The sequence below is a fragment of the Chitinophaga pendula genome (assembly GCF_020386615.1).
GTDB classification, from domain to species: Bacteria; Bacteroidota; Bacteroidia; order Chitinophagales; family Chitinophagaceae; genus Chitinophaga; species Chitinophaga pendula.
The window spans coordinates 5,997,786-6,022,669 of the sequence record NZ_CP077769.1 but is presented as its reverse complement, the minus strand read 5'-3'; the positions used below and the strand labels follow the sequence as shown (position 1 = coordinate 6,022,669).

Below are 24,884 nucleotides of genomic sequence, written 5' to 3'. Positions count from 1 at the left end.
CACATTTTTTTAATTACATTTGTTTAATTTTCTTAATACCAAAAGTAGGGACTATTGCGTTTTTAAGAAGGACAGTATGAAGCAGATACCTATTTTTAATCCTAAGCGGATATTACTATCCGGTCTTTTATTGGCGGGATCCCTATTTTCCCTCCCTTCTTTTGCGCAGAATGAATTGGAGTATACGGGGGAGTTGGGATTTTCGGTAGGAGGCGCCCATTATTTTGGAGATCTTAACACCCGGGGGGCTATCAACCGGCCTAAACCTGCTATTGGGGTGTTTTACCGCAAATACCTGAATGATTATGTGGGCGTAAGGGCGCATCTCCGGTTTATGCAGCTGGGGTATTCTGATATTTACAATAAAAATGATTTTCAGCGTCGTCGTAACCTGAGTTTTAATACTAACCTAGGGGAACTGGCTATACAAGGGGATTTTAACTTTTTCCGTTTTGAGCCAGGTAGCCAGGAGTACAGGTTTTCGCCTTATTTCACGGGCGGGGCCAGTGTTTTCACCTTTAATCCCTATGCTTACCTGGACGGCACGAAGTACAGTTTACAGCCTTTGCGTACGGAGGGGCAGGGTTCTGCTATGTATCCGGACCGTAAGCCTTACAGTTTAGTCTCTTATGCCTGGCTGTTGGGAGGGGGATTTAAATATAATATTTCCCGTAGCGTCAATGTAGGGTTGGAGGTGCTTTTCCGGTTTACGCAGACGGACTACCTGGATGATGTCAGTACGACTTATGCCGGGCCGGCGGTATTTCCCAATAAACCTGACGGAACGCCGACGGTAGCATATCTGTTGCAGGATCGTTCTTATGCGACCGGCGACCGGATCGGGGTAGCGGGGCGGCAGCGCGGGAACAGCCGTGATAAGGACCAGTTTGCTACTATTGAATTGACTTTCAGCTTTCTATTCACAACATATCGTTGTAAGTTTTAATAAAATTATTTAAGGAGGTGTCTAATTGTGTGAGTGGCTACCTATCGTTAAAAATGGGTGGCTCATCGGTTTATTTGCCTGAAATATCTAGAAAAATTCCCATGTAAAAGGAAGGTAAAAAGGGGTTTTTGTAACATTTCCGTGGGAGGTCGATTGCTCGATAATGCCCACTGGTAGGGGATTCCGCTGTTAAAACTACGTTAAAACACCTTTGCCTGTTTTGCCAGGAAAGGCATATATCTATTTTTGTATCTTTGCACACTTTTAGTGAATCTGTTATTACCAGTTTTAATACGCCTGAACACTCATGAGCTTGAAGGATTCTTTGGACTTACAACGGTTACCACGCCATATCGCTATCATTATGGATGGCAATGGGAGGTGGGCGAAAGAGCGTGGACAGGACAGGCTGTATGGTCATCATGAAGGGGTTGAAAGTGTGCGGACCATTGCGGAAACCTGTGCGGAGTTGGGTATTGGTTACCTGACTTTGTATGCTTTTTCGACCGAAAACTGGGACCGCCCAGAATACGAAGTAAACGGTATTATGGAGCTGTTGGTCAATACTATCCGTAAGGAGGTGGCCACGCTTACCAAGAACAACATAAGGCTGCATGTCATTGGGGACATGAATATGTTGCCTCCTCACTGCAAAGCAGAAATGGATGAGGCGATTGCATTAACGGCAGGCAATACCGGCCTGAATCTGGTGATGGCGTTGAGTTACAGCGCGCGTTGGGAGATCGTTAATGCTGCCCGCAACATTGCGCAAGACGTAAAAGACGGAAAACTGCAACCAGCAGATATATCACCTGATATGTGGCAGCAATACCTCTGCACTGCAAAATTGCCAGACCCTGAACTTATCATCCGGACTAGCGGAGAATACAGGATCAGTAACTTTTTATTATACCAACTGGCTTACGCGGAACTGTATTTCACAGATACCCGCTGGCCTGACTTTCGCAAAGAAAACCTCTACGAGGCTATTTTGAACTTCCAAAAAAGAGAAAGGCGTTTTGGCAAAACAAGCGAACAAATCCAGCAGAATGAAGAAATTATTTCCTAAGAGCCTATTGGCCATAGCATTATGTTGCTGTGCAGGCATACGTGTATCCGCTCAACAGCAGGACACCGTACCATCCCCCGCACAGGTCAATCCGCCCGCAGGAGCGCCTTTTGCTTTGGGAAACCCACAATCGTACGAAATAGCGGACATCACTGTATCAGGGACACAATACCTGGATAAATCACTGTTGGTCTCTTTATCAGGCCTTAACGTAGGAGACAAGGTAATGTACCCCGGCGGCGACCAGTTTTCCAAAGCTATTCAAACTCTCTGGGGACAAAGACTGTTTGCCAACGTAGCGATCTACGTTACTAAAATACAGGATGGTAAGATCTGGCTGGAAATCTCTCTGGTAGAGCGTCCCCGCCTTTCTTCCTTTATATTCAAAGGAGTTAAAAAATCCGATGCTACGGAGATCTCCAACAAAGCCGGACTCAGAAAAGGGAGTGTGGTAACAGAGAGTATGAAACAAAATGCTATCGCTGTTATCAACAAATTCTATGGTGAGAAAGGTTTCCGTAATGTTACCGTTAAAATTGAAGAAACCCAGGATGCCAAGCAGGTAAATGCTGCGGATCTGGTATTCAATATCAACAAAGGCGGTAAGGTGCGTATTAATCAGATCAATATCGTGGGCAACGATAACATATCTGATTCCAGGATCAAGAAAAAGATGAAGGGCACCAAAGAGCGCTCTCACTTTACCTTACATCCGGATGTAGAGCATGTATATGAAGATTCTTCCAAACTGGTCAGTAACTACTGGAGCACTTTCGGATTCCTGCAGCCTACCCGTACCCTGGAGGAGCTAGACCCTTATTTCCGTTTTAAATTGTTTGCTTCTGCGAAATTCAATGAAGCCAAGTATAACGAGGATAAGGAGAAAGTGGTAGGACTTTATAACTCCAATGGTTATCGCGATGCGGTAATCGTGAGGGACACTACTTACAAATCCCAATCCGGCAATCTGAATATTGATATGCAGATCAAGGAAGGTAGAAAGTACTATTTCGGTGATATTACCTGGAAAGGTAATACCCGTTATAACGACTCTTTGCTGACCCGTGTACTGGGTATCAAAAAAGGAGATACCTATAACCTTGAATTGCTGGAAAAGCGCTTAGGTAAGCAGCTTTCCCAGGAGGGCGGTGATATCAGTGGTATGTATATGGACTTCGGTTACCTGTTCTTCCGTATTGAGCCGGTAGAAATCGGGATCCGCGGCGATACCATCGATTATGAGATCCGTATCACGGAAGGTCCGCAGGCGACTATTAAAGAGATCCGTATTGCGGGTAATGATAAGACCAATGAGCATGTTATCCGTCGTGAGCTGCGTACGATCCCCGGTGAGAAATTCAGTCGTCAGGATCTGATCCGTAGCCAGCGTGAGATCGCGAACCTCGGTTTCTTCAACCCGGAAAAGATCACGATCAATCCGGTACCTAACATCCAGGATGGTACGGTAGATATAGATTATGGTGTGGAAGAAAAAGCCAATGACCAGCTGGAGCTTTCTGCCGGTTGGGGTGGTTATATCGGTCTGACCGGTACACTCGGGGTCACCTTTAACAACTTCTCTATCCGTAACATCTTCCGTAAGGAAACCTGGGATCCGCTGCCTAGTGGGGATGGTCAGAAATTGTCCGTGAGGGTGTCTTCCAACGGTAAAGCTTACCGGAACTATAACTTCTCCTTTACGGAGCCATGGTTGGGCGGCAAGAAGCGTAACCAGTTTTCTGTGAGCTTCTTCAGCAGTTATCAGAATCCGAATGCTTACCGTGATTATATATATGGCACTGCCAGTAACAATGCCTACTTCAAGGTATTGGGTGGATCCGTATCGCTGGGTAAACAGCTGAAATGGCCGGATGACTATTTCACCTTGATCTACTCCCTGAACTATCAGCAGTATTCACTGAAGAACTATAACTACTTTAACATCCCTGGTTTCGAGAGCGGTACATCCCGCAACGTGAACCTGAAGATTACGTTGGCCAGGTCTTCTGTGGATCAGCAGATCTTCCCCAGAAGTGGTTCCAACTTCATGATATCCGGTCAGTTTACGCCACCGTACTCTATGTTCAACCCCGGTAAGGATTATACTAAAGATCCGATTTCCAAACAGTTTAACTTCATTGAGTACCAGAAGTATCGTTTCAATGCGGAGTGGTATGTGCCATTGAGCAAGCCGAAGGGAGCTGATAATAAGGCTTTTGTACTGAAAGTAGCGGCTAAGTTTGGATATATCGGCCGTTATAACAATCGTACTACCTTGTCACCTTTCGGCCGTTTCGAATTGGGTGGTGATGGTCTGAGTAACTTTGCTATCTATGATAGGGACATTATCTCCCAGCGTGGTTACCCGGTATATTACACTTCCGATCCGAGAGACAACCGTGATCAGGGACAGCCTGTGGGATATGAAGGATTTACCATCTTCAACAAGTATGTGATGGAGTTGCGTTATCCGTTCAGCCTGAATCCAAGTTCTACGATCTTCGGTCTGGCATTTATCGAGGCGGCAAATGGTTACCGTGACTTTAAGGAATACGATCCGTTCCGTCTGCGTCGTTCTGCTGGTGTGGGTATGCGTTTTTACCTGCCGATGTTTGGTCTGCTTGGATTTGACTATGGCATAGGATTTGACCGCATCAAGTCCGGCGGCGGATTGAAGGATGCTGCTAAGTTCACCTTCATGCTGGGCTTTGAACCTGAATAATAATGTTAAAATAAACTATATATTGCAAAGTTGGAAGTGACGGTTCGGGAAGGCGATATATAACCTTTAAATTACGATACATGAAAAAACTATTTATCATCCTAGGAGTAGTACTGACCACTAGCTTTGCTGCCAGTGCACAACGGTATTGCGTGATTGACACCAAATATATATTGGAAAGTATCCCTGATTATAAAGATTCTCAGAAGAAGCTGGATGCTATTGCTGAGCAGTGGCAGAAGGAGATCGACGCGAAATTTCAGGAGATCGACAAGATGTATAAGTCCTATCAGGCGGAGCAGGTAATGTTGACGGAGGAGTTGAAGCGTAAACGTGAGGATGAGATCGTTGGTAAGGAGAAAGCGGCGCAGGAGCTGCAGAAGAAGCGTTTTGGTTATGAAGGGGATTTGTTCAAAAAGAGAGAGGAGTTGATAAAACCTATACAGGATAAGATATATAATGCTGTACAGAAGCTGGCAGCCAGCAGGATGTATGATTTTGTGCTGGACAAGGCGAGTGGAGCTACTGTTATGTTCGCTGATCCTAAACTGGATAAGAGTGCGGAGATACTCGGTTCACTGGGTATTAAAAAGTAAGTGGTAAGAGATATTATAGTTATATAACGGGTCACACAGAAGAGCGAAGACGAGATAAGCATTACACGAAGGGGGTATAAATTATTGGCAATATTTCATGTAATTCGCCTTTATTTTCCTGAGGGGGAATTGTACTGTCAATAGCGGCTCACGGAGACCATCTAGGCTGGTAAACTATTTTTAACCAATAAGTATTAAAATTTTTTTAAACACAGACAACATCATGAAGAAGTATGTAATTATTGCTTTCGTGGCAGTTTCAGGATTGTTTAGCGTAAACGCAATGGCACAGGCAAAAGTGGCCCATATCAATGCGCAGGCGCTGATAGAGGCAATGCCGGAAGCAAAAACAGCTCAGACTACCCTGGATGCTTTTGCGAAGGAGCTGGAAAAGGATGGTAAAGCCCTGGTAGATGAGTACACTCGTAAGATGAAGGAGTTTGATGAGAAGGCAGCTAGCATGACCGAAAACATGAAAGAAATCAAAGGCCGGGAAATACAAAGCGCACAGAAGAACATTCAGGACTACCAGGCAAATGCCGAACAGAAGATCGACGCTAAACGCCAGGAAGTACTGAAACCGATCTATGACAAAGCGCGTAAAACCATCGAAGATGTAGCGAAGGAGAAAGGTTATGGTTATGTAATTGACAGCTCTGCTGGTATTCTGTTGGTTTCTCCTGCCGGAGATGACCTGATGCCTGCTGTTAAGACTAAACTTGGTATTAAATAATTCAGGCTTATAGGCCTCTTAAATCCCAGATTCCGTGAATGTTACACAGTGTCTTCCGGAATTTGGGATTTCTTATTTGTATTTTGAATTATTTACGCTACCTTTGCCTTCCGTTTTAAAAACAGGATTCAATCCCGTACTGCAACTATGCGGGATTACCAATTAGTATAGTACAGGTAAAAAACAAAAAGAAATGAAACGTACTTTTCAACCGCATAACAGACGCAGAAAGAGCGTTCATGGGTTCAGAAAGAGAATGCAAACTGCCAACGGCAAGAAAGTATTGGCTTCCCGTAGAGCTAAAGGTCGTAAGAAATTGACTGTTTCTGATGAAAGGAAGCTGAAATAAGCATTGGTAGATTAGTATTATAAATCGTAATCGCCATAAAAACTTATTCTTTTACAAAGGAAGAAAGGTTAAAAAGCAGAAAACTTATTGAAACGCTTTTTCGGGAAGGAAAAGCGTTTTCTGTTTTTCCATATAGGGTTGTGTATATGCCGCTGCCACCAGCGGATAGTAAGTACCCTGTACAAGCTGGTTTTAGTGCCAGCTCCCGGCATTTCCCCCATGCTGTGGATAGGAACCGCGTCAAACGGCTGACCCGGGAATGTTACCGGTTACAGAAACATTCCCTTTATACTCACCTGGAACAACAAGCCACTCAGCTGGCGGTATTCTTCATTTATACCGACAAAAAAATAGCGGACTTTTCCACCCTTCAACACAAAATTTCGGTAATTTTAAATCGTTTGAAGAAGGAAACAGGTATCACTAAGGCTTAACCGTATTGGGATACCTGGTGTGATCAACCGGAAAAGATTACTTATGAGGATTTTGCGCTGGCTGGGGTACCCTTTAGTGGGGCTCATCAAAATATACCAGTGGTGTATATCACCGCTTCTGGGCAGTAAATGCCGATATGTACCCACCTGCTCCCAATATGGCATAGAAGCCCTTAAGAAACATGGGATCTTTAAAGGAGGATATCTCACCATCAAACGTATCCTCTCCTGCCATCCCTGGGGTGGCCATGGATATGACCCTGTACCATGACCGACCTACTAATTACCGCACCATTTACCATCTACTTATAAAACCGATCTGCCACTATGCATAAAAAAGGAACGATACTGCTGGTCCTCCTGTTACTGACCGGAGCAGGGATCTTCGCGTTCAATGAGAGCGATAAATACTTCCAGATCGCCAAGAACCTGGATATTTTCGCCGCTTTCTACCGCGAGCTGAATACCTACTATGTAGATGATCTCTCGCCTGAAAAGGTCATGAATAAGGGCATTGAAGCGATGCTGGAGGAGACAGACCCCTATACCGACTTTGTACCGGAAGAGAACCTGGATGAGCTGAAGTTTCTGGCTACCGGCAAATATGGCGGGGTGGGAGCTTCGATTAATACGATGGGTGAATGGACTACCATCACGGATATTTACGAAGGGGGACCTATGAATAAAGCGGGTGTAAAAGCCGGTGATATTATCGTATCCCTGGATGGTAAATCAGCGAAAGGGCTGGAACATGAAGCGGTTAGCCGTCAGCTGAAAGGTGCTCCGGGCACTATACTCACTATGGTAACGCGTAATCCGTCTACTAATGAAGAGCGCACCAAAAAGATCATCCGTGAAGAGATCAACGTACGGCCTGTAAGCTACTCTGGGTTGCTGAGCAAGGATATCGGTTATATCAAAATGACCCAGTTTACAGAGAATAGCGGCGCCCAGGTACAGCTGGCATTTGAGCAGCTGAAGCAGCAGAATGCCGGTCTTAAGGGGGTGATCCTTGATCTGCGTGGGAACCCGGGTGGGTTACTGGATGAAGCGGTGGTAGTATCTAATATCTTCATCGATAAGAATAAGCTGGTAGTAAGTACCAAAGGCAAAGTAAAGAACTGGGACCGGGAGTATCGTACCTCGCAGCCCCCGGTGGATGTGCAGATGCCGCTGGCGGTGTTGACTAACCGTTCTACGGCATCGGCGGCAGAGATCGTAGCGGGTGCCATTCAAGACCTGGATCGTGGATTGGTGATAGGACAGCGATCATTTGGTAAAGGACTGGTACAAACGACCCGTCCGCTGCCTTATAACGCCAAACTGAAAGTAACCACTGCCAAGTATTATACACCCAGCGGCCGTTGTATACAAGCTATCGACTATTCGCACCGTAACTCTGATGGAGAGGTGGATTATGTGCCGGATTCCCTGAGACGTTCCTATAACACAGTATCCGGACGTGCGGTAAAAGACGGAGGCGGTATAGAGCCTGATCAGAAAGTGACGCCTACGTTCCTTAGCCAGGTAGCAATCACCTTACTGCGGAAACAATACATCTTCGACTACGCTACTGATTATTTCTACAGTCATAAGACGATCGCAGCGGCCGGAACGTTTGCGCTTACCGAGCAGGAATTTGCTGACTTTGTACATTACCTGGAGAACAAGGATTACAGTTATAAAACACATAGTGAAGAGGCGTTAGAGAATTTTCAGAGCACTGCCCGTAAGGAGAAATATTACGATGCAGTAGCAAAGGAGTTTGAAGTGTTGCAGCAGAAGATGAAACACGATAAAAAACAGGATCTGCTGAAGAATAAGCAGGAGATAAAAAGATTGCTGGAAGAAGAGATCGTTAACCGTTATTATTTGCAGAAGGGGCGTATTGAGAAAGGGCTGGCTTGGGATGATGATGTGATCGCGGCAGTAGACGTTCTGCATAAACCGCAGCAATATCACCAGTTGCTGAAATCCGGTAAATAGTCGTTATTCGACCAAGTTATACACTGGCCTGTCCTTTGGGATGGGCCTTTTTTTATGACTATTGCTCTGATGAAGCTTAGCGTTTCATTTTGCCGGGAGGAATACCGAATTTCTTTTGGAAGGCATTGCCAGAATGCTGGACGGAGAAGTAACCTAGTTCATAAGCCAGCTTTTTGATGGAAGTGGTGCTGCTGTTTAGTGCGCAATAATATCCGTATTGGTAAACCTGGCGCTACGGGTTGCATCATAAGTTGTGGCACTATCAGCAGCAGTTGGGAGGATGGAAGATCAATCGCTCTAATAAAAATACCGGGCGCGAAAGCCCGGTATTGGTAGTCTAACCTGATCTGTGTATGAATCTGTATACTATCTAGTTGCTTGGATAAAGTGCTTTCGCTGCTTTTTTGTCTTTGTCGGAGAATACGGTGGCGCCGGAGTTACATTGTCCGCCGTTCATGAGTGATTTGCTGTCGGTACCGCCAACGCCGGGAACGGGATCACCATCGTTGGTACCGGCATTGGTATGGGTGAAGGATACGTTGTGTCCCATTTCGTGAGTGATGGTACGCTGGCGTTGTTCGAAGCTGTTGTTCGCGATTGCGGACTTGTTGATCCAGATGGAATCGCCTGCTTCGCCGCCGGATGGGAATGTTCCCCTACCGCAGGTAACGCGTCCCGGAGGGGCAGCCAGTGCTTTATTGGTCATATATACATCCCAGGAGGAAGCACTGGACGATACTTTCACCCAATGGATGTTACAACCGTCGATGCGGTTCCATCTCGCGATGGCGGTGTCTATTTCTGCGGACATGCTGCTCAGGCTGGCATCTACCTTTAAGCGGATGTTAGATACGCGGGTATCATCCACCAGGTCACCTGTGTAGTATTGTTCTGTGCGCGGTTTACTGTTGTCAGGTACTTTCATGTTTTTAGGGAATACCATATCATCTTCTACGATGAAGGCATTACCTTCTTCCCGGATGACGGCAGACTTAAATCCGAGGGAGTGTATGTAGGCCAGTACTTGCTTGGCATTGTCCGGTTGCAGGTTGCTGTTGGACGCAGGCGTGTCGGCATTTTTGTTACAGGCAGCCATAATCATGCCCAGCCCGATTGCCCAGGCAATGGGTTTGAGGAGTTTTTTCATGTTTCTTGGAATTTAGATTTTTAGTTGATTAAAAGATGTTTGGTTAATAAGCGAGATGACTGAGGTGGTGATATAAATTTGATTGGGTAAAAGCCGCCTCCTGAAGAGGCTGGCTTTTTTATATAGGGTTTTCGTTTTTACTTATGGATACATGTGTTCTACTGCGTCGAGGTCACCTTGTGACAGGGCGCGGCGTTGTGTGGTGTAAGTAGTGCCGTCCTTTTTGGTGATAGTGGGCTTTCCGTTTTTGCTGAAAGCATTATAAGGATACATCATGATAGAACCGAAATCCAAGGTATCCAATTCGAAGCCATTACCGGAGGCATACTTGTTAAAGTTGCCGGCTTTCCCACTATCAATATTGGCGGTATAAATAATGATGTATTTATCGCGATCTCTCCTGGATTGTTCGTGGTAGAGGCCCACGGCATGTCCTATCTCGTGGATGGCATTGCCGGTGCTACAACCGCTACCTATGCTCAGATCCTGTGCGCCTTTTACCATTCCAATGCTGGAATAACAGCCATCATCCTGGATGACGTTGATGTAATTGCTGATACTTTCCGGATCGTCGAGGGTGTCTTTGTTAATGAACACCAGGTCGGTGTTGTCCATCCAATGTTTGACGGCTGATTTGAATTTGGTGCGGGTGCTTTCGTCTGTGCTGCTGGAGTCGAAGGAGAAATATACCGTTTTGTTCGGCCACTTTTTCAGGGCGCTGGTAATGCCGGTGCGTTCTCCGCTTACAGCGGCATTGGTTAGTTGGCTGGGATCGATTATGATGTCGCCTTCCAGGAGCAATTTATCATCGGCTTTCACGAGGGTAACAGGATCGCCGTTAAAGTAGCTGTCCATGGTCCCTTTTATCAGTTTGGGTACATATTGCTCTACGATACAGGCCTGACAGGACGGATCGTATTGTTCACTGATTGGCTGGTCAGATGATTGTTTACAAGAAAATAGCCAAATAGCGGCGGTTAACAGCAATAGGTTCTGTTTTTTCATGTGATATGATTTTGCGTTGATAAAGGCTCAGATCTTGGTTATACACGGGTTTTAGGAACAAAAGATATTGTTCACACGTGGAGTTGTTCCTACTTGGTGTTACTATAATAGATACAAGTGTTATTGCTTTTTTACCCAGCGAAATAAAAAAAACTGAAAATATTATTTTCAGGGCTGATCTGATTTTCACTTTTCATGATAGAAACGTAACCGGGTGTATCAATCATAATCTTTTTGTAGGAGATTAGAGATACAGTGGACCGTACTAATATCATCTACAGCCAGGAATAAGGGGTAAATAAGGAGCACCAGGTATCTATATCAACAGGAGTATACATCTACCAAAGACCTGTAACGTTACGTCTGAAGTGACTTGACGCGTATATTAAACACGTTTGCATGCATGCTTTACCGGAGGGAGATGAACAATGGGAACGCCTGAGACAGGGCGAAGAGAGTGCATTGTTTTCCATTTATCAGCAGTATTACAACCAGCTTTACAAATACGGTCTGCGTGTTACGGGCGATGCGTCGCTGGTGGCGGACCATATCAACCAGGTATTTATGGAGTTGTGGGAGCATCACGGCAGTCTTAAAGAGGTGCGGAATGTAAAAGGTTATTTGCTGACCTATCTGAAGCGGAAGATATTCCGGGATCAGGAGCAGCGAAGGCGACATGATCTTTTTTTGAAGGAGCAGGTAAACGAGGATCTATCGTTTCAGCTATCTGTGGAGGAGCATATGATACAGTTGCAGTTGCGGGAAGATCAGCGGCGGCAGCTGTTAGCGGCTGTAAATAACCTGAGTTTACGGCAGCGAGAGCTGATACGGTTACGGTATTTCGATGAGCTGAGTTATGAAGAGATCGCGCGTAAGACCCGGTTATCAACCCGGACGGTGTATAATAACATTTCGTTGGCTATCCATGCATTGAAGAAGGCGTTGCTAATAGGGTTGCTGATTTAATAGTATTTTCGCTTCATTTTAATATTCTAAATTATTTCCCAATAATTTTATATGTAAACAGGTAAATCTGTCGCGATCGTTGCACTATTAGATACAACCCAATCGCTTATGCCGGACTATACTCAATTTGATGTAGCAGATTTCCTGGAAGATGCGGCGTTTATTGCCTGGTGTAAGGGAGATGTTATTGCATCAGGGCATGACTGGGAGGCCTGGTTAGCGGCCTACCCGGAGCGGCGACCGGATGTGGAGGCTGCCCGTACGCTTTATTATGCGATGAGTGGTGAGTTGCCGGCGGATATTATTGAAGCGAGAGCGGAGGGTCTCAGGCAATTGATGTTGGCGCAGCCTGTTGCGCCTGCCCGCCTGGGAATGAGGCGTGTACTACGCCGGTATGCTGTACCTGTTGCTGCTATGTTGGCGGGGTTGGCAGTTATGGTGTTGTATTACTGGCAACGACGGGATAGCGGACACGTGTACCGTAGCGATGCCGATGACCGGCGGACGTTGCAACTGTCGGACGGGAGCCGGGTGACTTTATATCCTAACAGCCGGTTGACAGTACCGGCGCATTATAATACTACTGATCGCCGCATCAACCTGGATGGGCAAGCATTTTTTGAAGTGGCGTCTGTACCAGACCGGCCTTTCACCGTTGTTACTAACCAACTTTCTACGACCGCACTGGGTACTTCTTTTATGGTGCGAGATTACAATGACCAACAGGGTACGCGTATATCCCTGATGACCGGTAAAGTAGCAGTCGCCGGTATACCTGGGGCGCAATCTTCTCTTATCCTTACACCGGGGGAACAATATATACAAGGTGATCCTGTTAAGGGATCGGGTAAGCATCTTTTCGATACACTCAGTGTGCGTGCGGTGGAGCGGGGGCTGTTAACTTTTAAAGATGCCAGTTTCAACGAAGTAGCAGAAAAACTAGCCGCCTTTTATGGCGTAACGATCCATGTTGATCCGGCACTGCATGATATTAAACATTTTACCGGCCAATTTGAGCACGAGCCTTTGTCACACGTACTGGAAGTGCTACGTATCATCAACGGTTTTACCATTCTTCAGGAGGGGAGTACTATATACATTTCAACAACAGTGAAACATTAGTCTTACAATTTCTGTCGCTTCATTACTCATTAAAAATCAGTCCATGTTATCAGCTTTAATTCCACTATGCAGGAAGCACTATTACCTATGGCTTTTATGTTGTATGCTATTGTCTTACCGTTCAGCATTTGCCGGTGATGAGGTACAATGGGAACAGGGTAATAATCCCACGCTAACACTAGGATTTACGAATGCATCTGTGCTGGAAGCATTCCGGCAGATCACGGTGGTGACGGGTATGCAATTTTCCTATAACAAGGAGGATATTGATACCGGTCGCCGGATACGATTGGTCAGTCAGAAAAGGAAGTTGACCGAGTTATTAGATGCTATTGGTCAACAGGTACATTTAAAGTTTACGCAGGTCAACAAGACGATTGCGGTAAGTGTGCCGGAGCCGGAGCAGTTGCCTGCCTCTGCGGCGGGACCTATGTTGACACCGCTGATGGCAACAGATACGGTGCCTGCAGGTGTTGGTAATATGACGATCAAGGGGCGTATTACTACGGCCCGTAATGAACCATTGCCAGGGGTAACGGTAAAAGTGAAAGGCAGCAATGCGGGTGCTGTGACCAATGGAGAAGGGTACTATACGCTCTCTAATATATCACGGGATGCGATGCTGATATATTCGTTTGTCGGTTATCTGCAACAGGAAGAGCGGGTATCGGGGCGTCAGACCATTGACGTGCAGCTGCAGGAAGATACCAGGAAGATCAACGAGGTGGTGGTGACGGCATTAGGTATCAAAAGACAGAAAAAGGAAGTAGGCTATTCCACGGAGAAAGTGACAGGTGTGGAGATTGCACAGGCAGCGGCTCCTAACATTGTGAATGCGCTGAGTGGTAAGATGGCGGGTGTAAACGTTGTGCAGCCGGGCGGTGTAGAGGGAGGCAAAACGCGTATCACTATACGAGGTAATACGAGTATCAAGGGGAATAATGAGCCATTGATCGTTATCGACGGTTTGCAGTTTGAAAATGACGGAGGGATATCCAACAGTATAGAGTCTGGTAAGGACTGGGGATCTGCTATCAATAACATTGACCCTAATGATATAGAAAGCATAGATGTATTGAAAGGGCCGACAGCGGCGGCATTGTATGGTGCACGCGGTGCCAATGGGGTGATCATGATCACGACGAAAAAGGGACGTAATAAGAAGGGATTGGGTATTGAATATGCCGGTGAGTTTAAGCTGACGAAAGCTAACATGTTTCGCGATGTGCAGAATGAATTTGGGATGGGCGGACCTGCCTGGGGGGATGTGGAGCCACGGTTGCTGAAAAACAGTGACGGTGAAAATGTGTTGCCGAAGTTCTGGGGGCAGTCGCATACGGGAGATGGCAATACTGCTACTTCGCTTGGTAAACGGGCTACCTGGGAGAACTTCAGCTGGTATTATTCTGGTCTTTCCTGGGGACCCCGGTTGGATGGTTCGCCGGTACGCTGGTGGGATGGACAGGTACGGTCTTTTTCTCCGCAGCCGGACAATGTGAGTTTGTTCTTTAAGACGGGTACTACCATCAAACATAATGTCTCCTTCAGCAATGCCGGAGATTTCGGCAGTTTCCGGGTGTCGTTGGGGAGAATGGATAATGATGCGGTGGTACCTAATAGTAACTTCAGCCAGACGTCTGTGAATATTGGCGCCAGTCTGAAAATATCTAGCCGGCTGAAAGCGGATGTGGCGATGAACTACCTGCGATACGACCGTAAGAACTCGCCTACGCTGGGTTCGGATGCTAATTCCTGGGGGTATCAGTCCTTATATGGTTATCCGAGGGAGTGGCGGCCTATAGAGCGCGATACCTATGAAAATCCGGATGGTAGCAAGAATGCCTTCAATAACTACCCGAATATGGGTAAGTATACTTCCTATGCTGACTATATCGGTACGGCGGGTAGTCCGGGTAATTTCTGGTGGAATACTTATAACAACAACACGTTCCTGGGGCGGGATAAGATATTCGGTACTATCACGCTGAACTATGAAGCTACTTCGTGGTTGAATGTGATGGGCCGTTTGGGGATAGACCGCCAGTTTGACCTGCTGGAGTATAAGAATAAGCCTACCAGCATCAATGGGATCACTGATGGGAAATATGGCATCAATGAGAATAAACTATTTGTGCAGAATCATGAGTTCCTGGTGACGGCACATAAGGAGAATATATTGCCGGACTTTAATGTACGCCTGTCAGTAGGCGGTTCTACCTGGCAGCGTAAGATCAATAACTTCAACGCCTCTACGGGCAACAATAACTGGAGTGCGCCGTGGGTGTATGCATTGAACAATGTAAAAGACAAGAATGCGTTGGAGCTGGCCGATATTACCAACCTGGGATATGGGCTTTACAACAAGAAGCTGAATTCATTGATGGGATTGCTGGATCTGTCATACCGGGATATGTTGTTCCTGCAGTTGAGTGCCCGTAATGACTGGGCTTCTACTTTGCCTAAAGGAGCTAATTCTTATCTGTATCCTTCTGCCACTTTGAGTTGGGTATTTACGGAGCTGGAAAGTCTGAAGGGGATGAAAGGGCTCAGTTTTGGTAAGCTGCGGCTGGCCTATTCGAATGCTGCCAGGGATGCGGACCCTTATAAGGTAACACCTACTTACGGTGTGGGTACTTCTGCTAATCAGTTGGTGTTGTCGTTGCCGGTGATCGTGCCTGCCAGTAACTTGAAGAATGAGACGACCCGCGGGATGGAAGCGGGTGTACAATTAGGGTTCCTGGATGGAAGGTTAAACCTGGATATGGCTTATTACCGCAACCGGTCTTATAACCAGCTGCTGACCAGTAACCTGCCTTTGTCTTCTGGCGCGGGGCAGTTCTTATTCAACTCTGGTGTGTTGCAGAATACGGGACTGGAGGTGATCCTTGATGCGAAGATACTGGACCGGAAGGAAGTGTCCTGGAATTCAGGGTTGAGGCTGTCGAACAACAAAACGAGGGTGGTGGCATTAGATCCGAAGGTGCAATACCTGAGCCTGGGTGATCTGTGGGGGCGTTATGGTCCTTCTATCAATGTGAAAGAGGGAGATACGTACGGTACTATTTATGGTTATGATTACCAGTATGATGCCAGTGGCCGGAAGCTAGTGAGTGACGATGGTACCCGTTACCTGACTACGGCGGAGAAGGTACCTATTGGTAATGCCAATCCGAAGCTGACCGGTGGATGGACGAATACGATCAGTTATAGGGGCATTACGTTGTCTGTACTGACAGATTTCAAGTGGGGTGGTGACATTTTCGCCGGTTCTTATGCCTACGGTGTGTTTTCCGGGCAGAGCCCGACTACGCTGGCAGAGCGTAATGGCGGCGGATTGCCATATACAGATGCCGACGGGGTGACCCGCAATGTGGGTGTGATACTGGACGGTGTGACCCGGGACGGCAAAGTGAATGACAAGGTGGTGCATTATCTCTGGAAGTATATGGGTAACATCGGTTCGGGTTGGGGTAACTGGAGTATCAAAGAGAAGGACCCTGTCACGGGTGCGGAGGTGAATAAGGAATATGGTTTCCTGCACAAGCCAGCCATTTTTGATAACAGCTGGGTGAAGTTGCGGGAGGTATCTATTTCTTACCAGGTGCCTTCTAAAGTGGTACAGCGCTGGAAGGTGATACAAGGTTTGAGTGTGTATGTAACGGGCAGGGACTTGTTCTACATCTACAAGAACCTCCCGGATAATATCAACCCGGAAGGTAGTATCAGTGCGGGCAATGCGCAAGGTTTTGAGTGGGGCGGTTATCCCAACATGCGTTCTTTTGCACTAGGAGTAAGATTATCACTGTAAGATCAAACCATCAACTATTATGAAACAGATCAAACAATCCATACTATTCGTGTCGTTGTTGTTGCCGATGACGATCTCCTGTAATAAAGACCTGGTGGAGATGAACAAGAATCCGCAGGAAGTGGAGACGCCTAGTATTCCGGGCCTTTTCAACAAGGTGGTATCGGAGTCGAGTTTTACGCTACACAAGAACCTGACCTTACTTTATAACGAGCTTTATTTTCCTTACAGTCAGCTGACGGCAACGTCGAAGAAACTGGGTGTAGATCCTATATTAGGCAGTAATACCAGTAACTGGACCAGTTATTATACGATGTTGGCGCATCAGCGGAAGCTGGAGGACCTGTTGAACAATTATGCTGGTGATAAGGCATCGCTGGTGAATGTGCAGGCGATGTTGAAGGTGATCAGTGCGATGAAGACGCTGGAGGCGGTAGATGTATTTGGTGACATTCCATATACCAGGGCTGGCTATGCATATTTTACGGGTACTCAGCAGGTACTGCGGCCGGCATTTGACGATGCGACCGGTGTTTACAAAACGGTGTTGACGGATCTGAAGTGGGCATCGGATCATATTGTGACGGACCCTACGGCGCGTACGCCATCGGGCTCGCTTTATTATACGCTGGATGCAGCGGATGTATTATTTGGCAACAAGATGTTGCTGTGGCAGAAATTTTCCAATGCCTTACGATTAAGGTATGCAGCACGCATATATGAAAAGGACGCAGCGACTGGCGGGGCTATCATCAAGGAGGTGTTGGATAACAACCAGCCATTGCCTGCGGAGGGTGAGGATGTACAGTTCCTGCGATTGGCCGGGGACCGGCCACAGGTATCTTTTGCGGCGGCGGGGAGTAATGGTGTAAGGATGGGTACCAATATCTGGAAGTGTGTGTCTTCTTCTAATGCGACTGATGGCAGCGGGATCTTTGATCCACGGGTGCCGGTATTTTTCGAGACGAATAAGCAAGGCCAATGGAAGCCTTATCCGCAGGCACCTGGTACGGGAGCGCCTGTTGACAATGGGGACCCTTATAACGGTGATCGTAACAACCGGATCAAGTCTGATTTCTCCGCCGTGAATTATGACCTGATCATGGATGTGAAAGCGTTGCCAGACATTGCGATCTCTACGGCGGAAGTGAACTTTCTGAAGGCAGAAGCTTATCAGCGGGGGATGGGAGTAGGCAAGGATGTGAATAAGGCCGGGCAGGCTTATTTGCAAGGTATACGGGAGTCTGTCAGCTTTTGGTATAAGGTGGTAGCGAAGGTGGAAGTGTGGAATAACCGGCCGGTGGCGCCGGATGCTACCAAACTGGATGCTTTTTTACGCCATCCGCAAGTGGCGTTTCCTACAGGGGATGATCAGCAGTTGCGCGCCATTTACCGTCAATACTGGCTGTCGTTGTTCTGGCAGCCTAATGAGGCTTTTTATCTGCTGCGGCGGACGGGCGGTATGACCCCTACGGATGCTCCTGTGGATATGAGTTTCAGCCGGCTGAACTATCCTGCCAGTGAGCGATTGGATAATACCGAGTATTATAATGCGCAAGTCAGTAAGATGGGAGGAGATGATATCGGCAAAAAGATCTGGTGGATGAAATAACAGAGGACTACCATGTAGGCTTTAGCTAAGGCACATATAAGGGAGGGACTCACAACGATGCTCATTTTTTCATTATTAACCACAAATCTTAGCGTATGAAAAAAGAGAAGACCTTATTATCCTGGATGGTTTCCGTTGCGCTTGCGGCCGGGTTGTTAGCAGGTTGTAGAAAAGACCTGGCAACGACGGACGCTGCGGAATCCGCCATTCAAAAGAAAGTATCTACAGAAGCCGTGAATACTGCCCAGACGGTCAGTCTGGAGAAGGGGGTGCTTTACTATCCGAAGGGGCAGAGTGCGAATACTAACAGTAAAACTTTGATGATCGATGATGCTTATGACCTAGGCGCGTATGCACATATGTTGACAGCTGCGGAGAAGCGGGGGTTAGGTAATAATGTGCGACTGAAGCTAAAAGTATATCCACAGTATGCGCAAACGGAGCCTTTCGGGCATTTCTATTATGTGAAGACGAAGGCGACCGACACCATAGGTAGTATTACCGCTGCGAGCCTGAAGAGTATCTATTATGACAAGCGGGTATTGATGTCTATTTATATCCTGCCTTACCTGTCTATAGGATGGGGGCCGGTGACTGCCAATACATCTCCGACGCCTTACGAAATAGATATCAGTCCTTTTGCCAGTGCGTTACGTGATCCGGATTCTACTGTTTGGATCGTATCAACGATGGGGCAGCCAGCGACGCCGGATGGCAAGGCTACCTATAAAATGGATGTGGATCTTTACAGCGACGGCAGTACGGATAATACGACGTGGCTATATAACTATGTAAAACGTATTTATAGTAACATGCCTGGTCCTTCCGGCTGGCCAACGATTACTAGTACTATTACGCAAAGTTTTGTACTGGAGGCAGACATTACCAATCCGGTAATCAGGATCAATTCTACATACGACGAAGGTGGCTTTACGGAGAATGTACTTACGATTGACAATGCGAGTACTTATAACTTTTCTACCCGGATGACCTGTACACCGAATAGCTATTATGCTAACCGGAACCCATCGGTGACTGCGTCTACCTATGAACTATGGAATTATCCTACCCGCAACTATTGCCAGGGAGCGGAGGTGACTCCACGTATGGTGGCGCTGAGCGGGACGCTGAAGAAAGGGACCCATACGCTCAAGCTAGATATGAGCAAGGGGTATGAAACGGCGTGGACAAATCCTCCCGGTGTAAGTGCGTCTACTTCGCAAAAGCCGAGGCAGGTAGGCATTTCGATCATTGGCAAGCGATAGATCAATATAGCTGATTACATAGAACAATGAACACGGCCGTCGCTTTTATTGAGCGGCGGCCTTTTTGTCTATATCCGGTTAATATTCCGTTTGTCTAAATAATTATGATTTTCAGAATATTAATTTTAAATTAACCATCCTCCAACATGATCTGTTAAATAGAAAAAAGAAAAAGCATGCCATTAAATCCTAATGAAAGCTCCCGCAGGGGCTTTATCAGTAAACTTGCTAAAGGTGTGGTGGGCGCAACGCTTCTGCCAAACATCATTACAGCAGCAGACAAGCAGCGAAACATCCAGTCACTATCACGGGCAAACGAAAAGTACGGTCCCAATGACCAGATCCAGGTAGCCCTGATAGGTGCAGGGGGGATGGGTACTGCGGATGCCAATACGGCGATGACGGTACCTGGTGCGAAGATCGTAGCTGCCTGTGACCTGTATGATGGTCGTCTTGCAGATGCAAAGAAAAAATGGGGTAATGATATTTATACAACCAGGGATTACCGGGAGATACTGGAGCGTAAGGACATAGATGCGGTGATCATTGCTACGCCTGATTTCTGGCATAAGGAGATCTCTGTGGCGGCGATGAACAAAGGTAAGTCCGTGTATTGTGAGAAGCCGATGGTGCATGATGTAACGGAGGGGCCGGCTGTAGTAGAGGCGCAGCAACGTAACAGCAAGATCGTATACCAGGTGGGTAGCCAGGGTATGAGTTCGCTGGGTAATGAGAAGGCGAAGCAGCTTTTGAAAGAAGGTGCTATTGGTAAGCTCAACTACGCAGAAGGTTTCTGGGCACGTATGTCTCCATTTGGCGCCTGGCAGTATCCTATTCCGGCAGATGCATCTACCAAGACGGTGGATTGGGATGCTTACCTGAAGAATGCTCCAAAGCGTAGTTTTGATCCATTACGTTTTTTCCGCTGGCGTAATTATAAGGATTATGGTACCGGTGTTTCCGGCGATCTTTTTGTGCACCTGTTTTCGAGCCTTCATTTTGTGACGGGTTCTATCGGGCCGGACAAGATCATGGCTACGGGTGGGTTGCGTTACTGGAAAGACGGACGTGAGGTACCTGATATCATGCTGGGTATGTTTGATTATCCGGAGACGGACATACATCCTGCTTTCAACCTTTCGCTGCGGGTGAACTTTGTGGATGGTACGGGCGGTACTAACTATCTGCGTATGGTGGGAAGTGAAGGGTCTATGACGGTCGAGTGGGATAAGGTGACGTTGTATAAGAACAAGATATATGAGGCGGAAGATGATCCGTTATTACAGACGAAAGCCGGACAGGAGAATGGCAAACAATATGTATACGACCGTAAGAGCATGTTGCCGCCTGATAAGCTGGAGTATGTGGCTGATAAGGGGTATAAGGGAGCGCACTTTGATCACTTCTACAACCTGTTTAACGCGATGCGTACTGGCGGTAAGGTAAGTGAGGATGCGCTGTTTGGTTATCGTGCAGCGGCACCTGCTTTGCTGTGTAATGATAGTTATTTCAATAACAAGATCATACATTGGGATCCCAAGAATCTGAAACAAGTGAACAAATAAAAACAGTAACATCATGAAGAAACTAATCATTCCTGCGCTGTCTGTGATGACCATGGCTGTAGCGGCTTGTGGGGGCGGTGCGGGTACGGAAACCGGCAAGGATTCGGCGGCGGTTACTGTAGATACTGCCGGAACGGTCGTGCCTACGGACACCAGTGCTGCGAACACGCTGACGGACGCGGAGAAAGCGGAAGGGTGGAAGTTGCTCTTTAACGGGCAGAACCTGGATGGCTGGCGTATGTACAAGAATAAGCCATCCAATAGCTGGACGGTAGATAACGGTACTTTACACTGTCTGGGTAGTGAGACTGACAAAAGCGATAAACGCGGGGACCTGATCACTACAGATGAATACGAGAATTTTGAGTTTGCGACGGATTGGAAGATAGCGCCGAAGGGGAACAGTGGTATCCTGTATATGGTGAATGAGGAGTACGATGCGTCTTACCTGAGTGGCCCTGAGTACCAGCTGATAGATGATGAAAATTTCCCAGAGAAGTTGGAGAACTGGCAGAAGACGGGTGCTAACTATGCGATGGATCCTCCGTTGAAGCTGGCAGCCAAGCCAGTGGGTGAGTGGAACCATACCCGTATTATTGTGAATAAGGGGCATGTGGAGCACTGGCTGAACGGGGAGAAGGTAGCGGAATATGATATGAACAGCGATGCCTGGAAGAAGCACAAGCAGGAAGGTAAGTGGAAGGATGCGAAGGGATATGGCGCTAAGCAGAAGGGGCATATCTGTGTGCAGGATCACGGCAGTGAGATCTGGTTTAAGAATGTGAAATTAAAGCAGTTGTAGGTCGTTGGGGTAAGACATCCTTTCTACAGCTGGAAATAACGGACAGGCTGGCCAATGGCCGGCCTGTTTTATTTGGTGGACAAGAAAAAGGGGGGATCATGATAAGCAGTAAGGGGAATGATATGTTATTGACAGACAGTAAGTTGCATACTTGTTGCATATAGGTTGTATAAGCGTTGTATAAGCATTGTATATGCAACTATATGCCTAGCTTATACAATGGTTATACGAATGCTATAGGAATGATACAGGAGAGCTATAGGAGAGATTGGGGTATGTTATCTAGTGAGGGGGTATAAAAAAGGCTGATCTGCGGATCAGCCTTTTTTGTTATGATCGGTACCCTGTGGAGGGTATCGATGGTTATTATTTGCCAGCTGCTTCGAAGTGTTTGGATACTTCGTTCCAGTTTACCACGTTCCAGAAAGCTTTGAGGTATTCCGGGCGGCGGTTTTGGTATTTGAGGTAGTAAGCGTGTTCCCATACGTCAACGCCGAGGATGGGGGTGCCTTTTACTTCGGCTACATCCATGAGGGGGTTGTCTTGGTTGGGAGTGGAGGTTACTTCCAGTTTGCCATCTTTTACGATGAGCCATGCCCATCCGGAGCCGAAGCGGGTAGCGCCGGCTGCGGCGAATTTTTCCTGGAATGCTTCGAAGGAGCCGAAAGCGCTGTTGATGGCATCTGCCAGTTTGCCGGAGGGGGTGCCACCAGCGTTGGGGGCTAATATTTGCCAGAAGAAGCTGTGGTTCCAGTGACCGCCGCCATTGTTTCTAACGGCGGGGCTGATTTTACCGGCTTGGGCAACCAGTTCTTCGAGGGATTTATTTTCGTTTTCGGTACCGGCTACCGCTTTGTTGAGGTTGTCTACGTAAGCCTGGTGATGTTTACCATGGTGGATTTCCATAGTGGTTTTATCGAAGTGTGGCTCCAGTGCGTCAGTAGCATAAGGTAAGCTCGGAAGTGTAAATGCCATAACTTATTTTTTTTATGGATTAAATAATAATGTTCCTTTTTATAGGCCATCAAATTTAACGCCTAATCTATTAAATATCAAACGCGGGCGTGGAGGAGGCGCTATTATGCTGCGCTGATGCCGGGTTTTATGTACCTTCACGGTATAGTACTGTGGCTTTTAGGGAAGGAGACTTTAGGGTATTGACGGTGAGGAGGGTAGTTTTTGCCTCATCGGGGTGTAGGTCGGTTTCCTGTGTTTGTGACCCCTGGCCTGCCTGTCGGGGAGACGTTGTACATATTGGATTTTATTTTATATTTACGTATATACGTTATCACAACTAAAAGGGGAATAGGGTACAAGCGTATGTCTTTTACCAGGGTCGAGCAACCCTTTGGTAGGTTTTTTTCGTAAGTAAGGGCGTGTATGCCTGTTGTATCTTCTCAAGGAACTGGCGGAGCTGATTTACTGTGCGTGTATGGATTGTTCACTATTGTTTGTTTAAAACTTAATGTATGCAGACAGATTCGGATATGGAGCGGCACCAATCCCTCAATGCCTTAATAGAGCAAAATGAGCAATTAAGGACACGCATTCAACGACTGGAAGACATCCTGCATCATGTGCCGGCTATGTTGTATACCTCAGATAATGCCCAAAAGACGGTCAACTGGTGTAACCAGGGGATGGAAGAAGCGACCGGGTTTAGCCTGGAGGAAATGGCTGATATGGGGATGGGTTTTTTCCGGGAGATCATGCATCCTGATGATTTTGAGTTGGCGGCGATTGCGCAGCAGTCATTTAAGGACAACAAGAATTTATTTGGCGGGGTGACCCGTATCCGGAAGCGGGGTCAGGATGACTGGCGATGGCTGGTGGGGTTGGCGGTTCCCTTTACGCGGGATGAGTATGGTGGGGTACGGGAGGTGATCTGTGCTTTCCTGGATCTTTCGGTAGCTATCGATACGAACGAGCAGCTGGCGGAGGCGATGCGGGAGGTGTTACGCCGGCAGAATGAGAATTTACTTAATAAATTGACGGCCCGGGAGAAGGATGTACTGGAATTGGCGGTAAAGGGGCTGAATAACAAAGAGATTGCACAAACGCTTAACCTTAGCCGTTATACTGTAGAGACCCATCGTAAGAACATCCGGTTAAAGCTCAAGGTAAGGAACACTACTGAGCTGATTGCCCTGGCCCGGAAGGTTGGTTATCAATAGATTGCCCCCCAGCAATTTTCAAAAGTGTCTGATTTTGACCATTTTTTATCAAAAATACCCAAGGTTGGGTATTTGCCCGCTTTTTAAAGTCTACTAATTTAGTGCACACAATCAAAGACTGAATTTTATAGTTTTTTTATTAACCAAGGGAAAGATTTTTAGATGTAATACCCCTATCACTATGATAACCGACGAAAGAGCATTTATTATCCTACAACTGGACGATACTGCGACAGCAGAAGAGATCGTAACACGGTACCAAACGTTAAAACTTCAATACAGTAAGATTAAAGAGGAGACAGAAGATCTCAGGACGCGTTTGGCTTACCAATTAAAACAAATAGAACTAGACGACGCTTTTATATATTTCAGAAGCAAGCAAAGGGTCTGAAAAGTTATTGTATTTTTCATTCGTTGTATTTTTAAGCTCAGCCTTTTCGTCCATTGTTTGTCTTTTACCCCAAATCTTATTGACGGTGTCCTTCTGTACGGTGTGCTGGTGTGTAGTCTTTCTTCAAATGCTTCACCAGTATTAATTTTTATTATATTTATGTTGTCATGGCCCCGATTCGACGAGTGCCTG

The 24,884-nt window shown here is 46.7% G+C and carries 21 protein-coding genes; 18 read left to right on the top strand and 3 right to left on the bottom strand.

Annotated elements, in window-relative coordinates:
• Nucleotides 1-76 precede the first annotated feature (76 nt).
• From porG to KTO58_RS22285, 9 genes are all read left to right on the top strand, one after another.
• Entirely contained in the window at nt 77-946 is an 870-nt protein-coding gene (gene porG, locus KTO58_RS22325; protein WP_095837271.1) for a type IX secretion system protein PorG, read from the top strand.
• Nucleotides 947-1,253: 307 nt separating this feature from the next.
• Nucleotides 1,254-2,015 (top strand): undecaprenyl pyrophosphate synthase, encoded by a 762-nt coding sequence (gene uppS / locus KTO58_RS22320; protein WP_095837272.1) that lies wholly within the window; start codon nt 1,254-1,256, stop codon nt 2,013-2,015.
• Nucleotides 1,996-4,737 carry a BamA/OMP85 family outer membrane protein gene (locus KTO58_RS22315; RefSeq protein ID WP_095837273.1) on the top strand — a complete coding sequence of 914 codons (2,742 nt, stop codon included), beginning with the start codon at nt 1,996-1,998 and terminating at the stop codon, nt 4,735-4,737. Before uppS ends, KTO58_RS22315 begins: the two co-directional genes overlap by 20 nt.
• Nucleotides 4,738-4,817: 80 nt before the next feature.
• Nucleotides 4,818-5,333 carry an OmpH/Skp family outer membrane protein gene (locus KTO58_RS22310; RefSeq protein ID WP_095837274.1) on the top strand — a complete coding sequence of 172 codons (516 nt, stop codon included), beginning with the start codon at nt 4,818-4,820 and terminating at the stop codon, nt 5,331-5,333.
• A 223-nt stretch (nt 5,334-5,556) separates the two neighbouring features.
• A complete protein-coding gene (locus tag KTO58_RS22305; RefSeq protein ID WP_095837275.1) occupies nt 5,557-6,066 on the top strand; it encodes an OmpH/Skp family outer membrane protein in 510 nt (169 codons plus the stop codon).
• A 193-nt stretch (nt 6,067-6,259) separates the two neighbouring features.
• Nucleotides 6,260-6,415, top strand: a complete 156-nt coding sequence (gene rpmH, locus KTO58_RS22300; RefSeq protein WP_095837276.1) for a 50S ribosomal protein L34 — start codon at nt 6,260-6,262, stop codon at nt 6,413-6,415.
• Nucleotides 6,416-6,438: 23 nt separating this feature from the next.
• Nucleotides 6,439-6,849, top strand: coding sequence for a ribonuclease P protein component (locus KTO58_RS28955; RefSeq protein ID WP_095837277.1), 411 nt, complete (start codon nt 6,439-6,441; stop codon nt 6,847-6,849).
• A gap of 43 nt (nt 6,850-6,892) precedes the next feature.
• Nucleotides 6,893-7,120, top strand: coding sequence for a membrane protein insertion efficiency factor YidD (yidD, locus tag KTO58_RS22290; RefSeq protein WP_095837278.1), 228 nt, complete (start codon nt 6,893-6,895; stop codon nt 7,118-7,120).
• 56 nt (nt 7,121-7,176) lie between these two features.
• A complete protein-coding gene (locus KTO58_RS22285; RefSeq protein WP_095837279.1) occupies nt 7,177-8,835 on the top strand; it encodes a S41 family peptidase in 1,659 nt (552 codons plus the stop codon).
• Between the two features lie 370 nt (nt 8,836-9,205).
• Here KTO58_RS22285 and KTO58_RS22280 read toward each other — a convergent pair whose 3' ends face one another.
• Nucleotides 9,206-9,982 (bottom strand): M57 family metalloprotease, encoded by a 777-nt coding sequence (locus tag KTO58_RS22280; protein WP_095837280.1) that lies wholly within the window; start codon nt 9,980-9,982, stop codon nt 9,206-9,208.
• A 141-nt stretch (nt 9,983-10,123) separates the two neighbouring features.
• The gene (locus KTO58_RS22275; RefSeq protein WP_095837281.1) at nt 10,124-10,987 is read right to left on the bottom strand and encodes a M12 family metallopeptidase; all 864 of its coding nucleotides are present in this window, start codon (nt 10,985-10,987) and stop codon (nt 10,124-10,126) included.
• 399 nt (nt 10,988-11,386) lie between these two features.
• Here KTO58_RS22275 and KTO58_RS22270 point away from each other — a divergent pair, with 399 nt between their 5' ends.
• The 7 genes from KTO58_RS22270 to KTO58_RS22240 all read left to right on the top strand — a co-directional run bounded on the left by KTO58_RS22270 (nt 11,387) and on the right by KTO58_RS22240 (nt 22,127).
• Nucleotides 11,387-11,953 carry an RNA polymerase sigma factor gene (locus KTO58_RS22270; RefSeq protein ID WP_095837282.1) on the top strand — a complete coding sequence of 189 codons (567 nt, stop codon included), beginning with the start codon at nt 11,387-11,389 and terminating at the stop codon, nt 11,951-11,953.
• A gap of 108 nt (nt 11,954-12,061) precedes the next feature.
• Nucleotides 12,062-13,075 carry a FecR family protein gene (locus KTO58_RS22265; protein ID WP_095837283.1) on the top strand — a complete coding sequence of 338 codons (1,014 nt, stop codon included), beginning with the start codon at nt 12,062-12,064 and terminating at the stop codon, nt 13,073-13,075.
• Between the two features lie 43 nt (nt 13,076-13,118).
• On the top strand, nt 13,119-16,883 hold the full coding sequence (locus KTO58_RS22260; protein WP_095837284.1) for a SusC/RagA family TonB-linked outer membrane protein: 3,765 nt from the start codon (nt 13,119-13,121) through the stop codon (nt 16,881-16,883).
• Nucleotides 16,884-16,902: 19 nt separating this feature from the next.
• On the top strand, nt 16,903-18,495 hold the full coding sequence (locus tag KTO58_RS22255; protein WP_095837285.1) for a SusD/RagB family nutrient-binding outer membrane lipoprotein: 1,593 nt from the start codon (nt 16,903-16,905) through the stop codon (nt 18,493-18,495).
• Between the two features lie 95 nt (nt 18,496-18,590).
• Nucleotides 18,591-19,760, top strand: coding sequence for a hypothetical protein (locus tag KTO58_RS22250; protein ID WP_095837286.1), 1,170 nt, complete (start codon nt 18,591-18,593; stop codon nt 19,758-19,760).
• Between the two features lie 176 nt (nt 19,761-19,936).
• The gene (locus KTO58_RS22245; RefSeq protein ID WP_095837287.1) at nt 19,937-21,325 is read left to right on the top strand and encodes a Gfo/Idh/MocA family protein; all 1,389 of its coding nucleotides are present in this window, start codon (nt 19,937-19,939) and stop codon (nt 21,323-21,325) included.
• A gap of 13 nt (nt 21,326-21,338) precedes the next feature.
• Entirely contained in the window at nt 21,339-22,127 is a 789-nt protein-coding gene (locus KTO58_RS22240) for a 3-keto-disaccharide hydrolase (RefSeq protein ID WP_095837288.1), read from the top strand.
• A 366-nt stretch (nt 22,128-22,493) separates the two neighbouring features.
• Here KTO58_RS22240 and KTO58_RS22235 read toward each other — a convergent pair whose 3' ends face one another.
• Nucleotides 22,494-23,102: a superoxide dismutase gene (locus KTO58_RS22235; RefSeq protein ID WP_095837289.1), complete on the bottom strand. Its 609-nt coding sequence runs from the start codon at nt 23,100-23,102 to the stop codon at nt 22,494-22,496.
• A 494-nt stretch (nt 23,103-23,596) separates the two neighbouring features.
• On the opposite strand from KTO58_RS22235, the gene KTO58_RS22230 reads away from it, so the two are divergent.
• Complete coding sequence (locus KTO58_RS22230; protein ID WP_095837290.1) at nt 23,597-24,301, top strand: LuxR C-terminal-related transcriptional regulator; 705 nt, start codon at nt 23,597-23,599, stop codon at nt 24,299-24,301.
• Between the two features lie 181 nt (nt 24,302-24,482).
• Complete coding sequence (locus KTO58_RS22225; protein WP_095837291.1) at nt 24,483-24,692, top strand: hypothetical protein; 210 nt, start codon at nt 24,483-24,485, stop codon at nt 24,690-24,692.
• The last annotated feature ends 192 nt before the right edge of the window (nt 24,693-24,884 follow it).

Bases quoted from the DNA above. Each gene is read 5' to 3' on its own strand.
- porG (WP_095837271.1), top strand. From the start codon at position 77: ATGAAGCAGATACCTATTTTTAATCCTAAGCGGATATTACTATCCGGT.
- uppS (WP_095837272.1), top strand. From the start codon at position 1,254: ATGAGCTTGAAGGATTCTTTGGACTTACAACGGTTACCACGCCATATC.
- KTO58_RS22315 (WP_095837273.1), top strand. From the start codon at position 1,996: ATGAAGAAATTATTTCCTAAGAGCCTATTGGCCATAGCATTATGTTGC.
- KTO58_RS22310 (WP_095837274.1), top strand. From the start codon at position 4,818: ATGAAAAAACTATTTATCATCCTAGGAGTAGTACTGACCACTAGCTTT.
- KTO58_RS22305 (WP_095837275.1), top strand. From the start codon at position 5,557: ATGAAGAAGTATGTAATTATTGCTTTCGTGGCAGTTTCAGGATTGTTT.
- rpmH (WP_095837276.1), top strand. From the start codon at position 6,260: ATGAAACGTACTTTTCAACCGCATAACAGACGCAGAAAGAGCGTTCAT.
- yidD (WP_095837278.1), top strand. From the start codon at position 6,893: ATGAGGATTTTGCGCTGGCTGGGGTACCCTTTAGTGGGGCTCATCAAA.
- KTO58_RS22285 (WP_095837279.1), top strand. From the start codon at position 7,177: ATGCATAAAAAAGGAACGATACTGCTGGTCCTCCTGTTACTGACCGGA.
- KTO58_RS22280 (WP_095837280.1), bottom strand. From the start codon at position 9,982: ATGAAAAAACTCCTCAAACCCATTGCCTGGGCAATCGGGCTGGGCATG.
- KTO58_RS22275 (WP_095837281.1), bottom strand. From the start codon at position 10,987: ATGAAAAAACAGAACCTATTGCTGTTAACCGCCGCTATTTGGCTATTT.
- KTO58_RS22270 (WP_095837282.1), top strand. From the start codon at position 11,387: ATGCATGCTTTACCGGAGGGAGATGAACAATGGGAACGCCTGAGACAG.
- KTO58_RS22265 (WP_095837283.1), top strand. From the start codon at position 12,062: ATGCCGGACTATACTCAATTTGATGTAGCAGATTTCCTGGAAGATGCG.
- KTO58_RS22260 (WP_095837284.1), top strand. From the start codon at position 13,119: ATGTTATCAGCTTTAATTCCACTATGCAGGAAGCACTATTACCTATGG.
- KTO58_RS22255 (WP_095837285.1), top strand. From the start codon at position 16,903: ATGAAACAGATCAAACAATCCATACTATTCGTGTCGTTGTTGTTGCCG.
- KTO58_RS22250 (WP_095837286.1), top strand. From the start codon at position 18,591: ATGAAAAAAGAGAAGACCTTATTATCCTGGATGGTTTCCGTTGCGCTT.
- KTO58_RS22245 (WP_095837287.1), top strand. From the start codon at position 19,937: ATGCCATTAAATCCTAATGAAAGCTCCCGCAGGGGCTTTATCAGTAAA.
- KTO58_RS22240 (WP_095837288.1), top strand. From the start codon at position 21,339: ATGAAGAAACTAATCATTCCTGCGCTGTCTGTGATGACCATGGCTGTA.
- KTO58_RS22235 (WP_095837289.1), bottom strand. From the start codon at position 23,102: ATGGCATTTACACTTCCGAGCTTACCTTATGCTACTGACGCACTGGAG.
- KTO58_RS22230 (WP_095837290.1), top strand. From the start codon at position 23,597: ATGCAGACAGATTCGGATATGGAGCGGCACCAATCCCTCAATGCCTTA.
- KTO58_RS22225 (WP_095837291.1), top strand. From the start codon at position 24,483: ATGATAACCGACGAAAGAGCATTTATTATCCTACAACTGGACGATACT.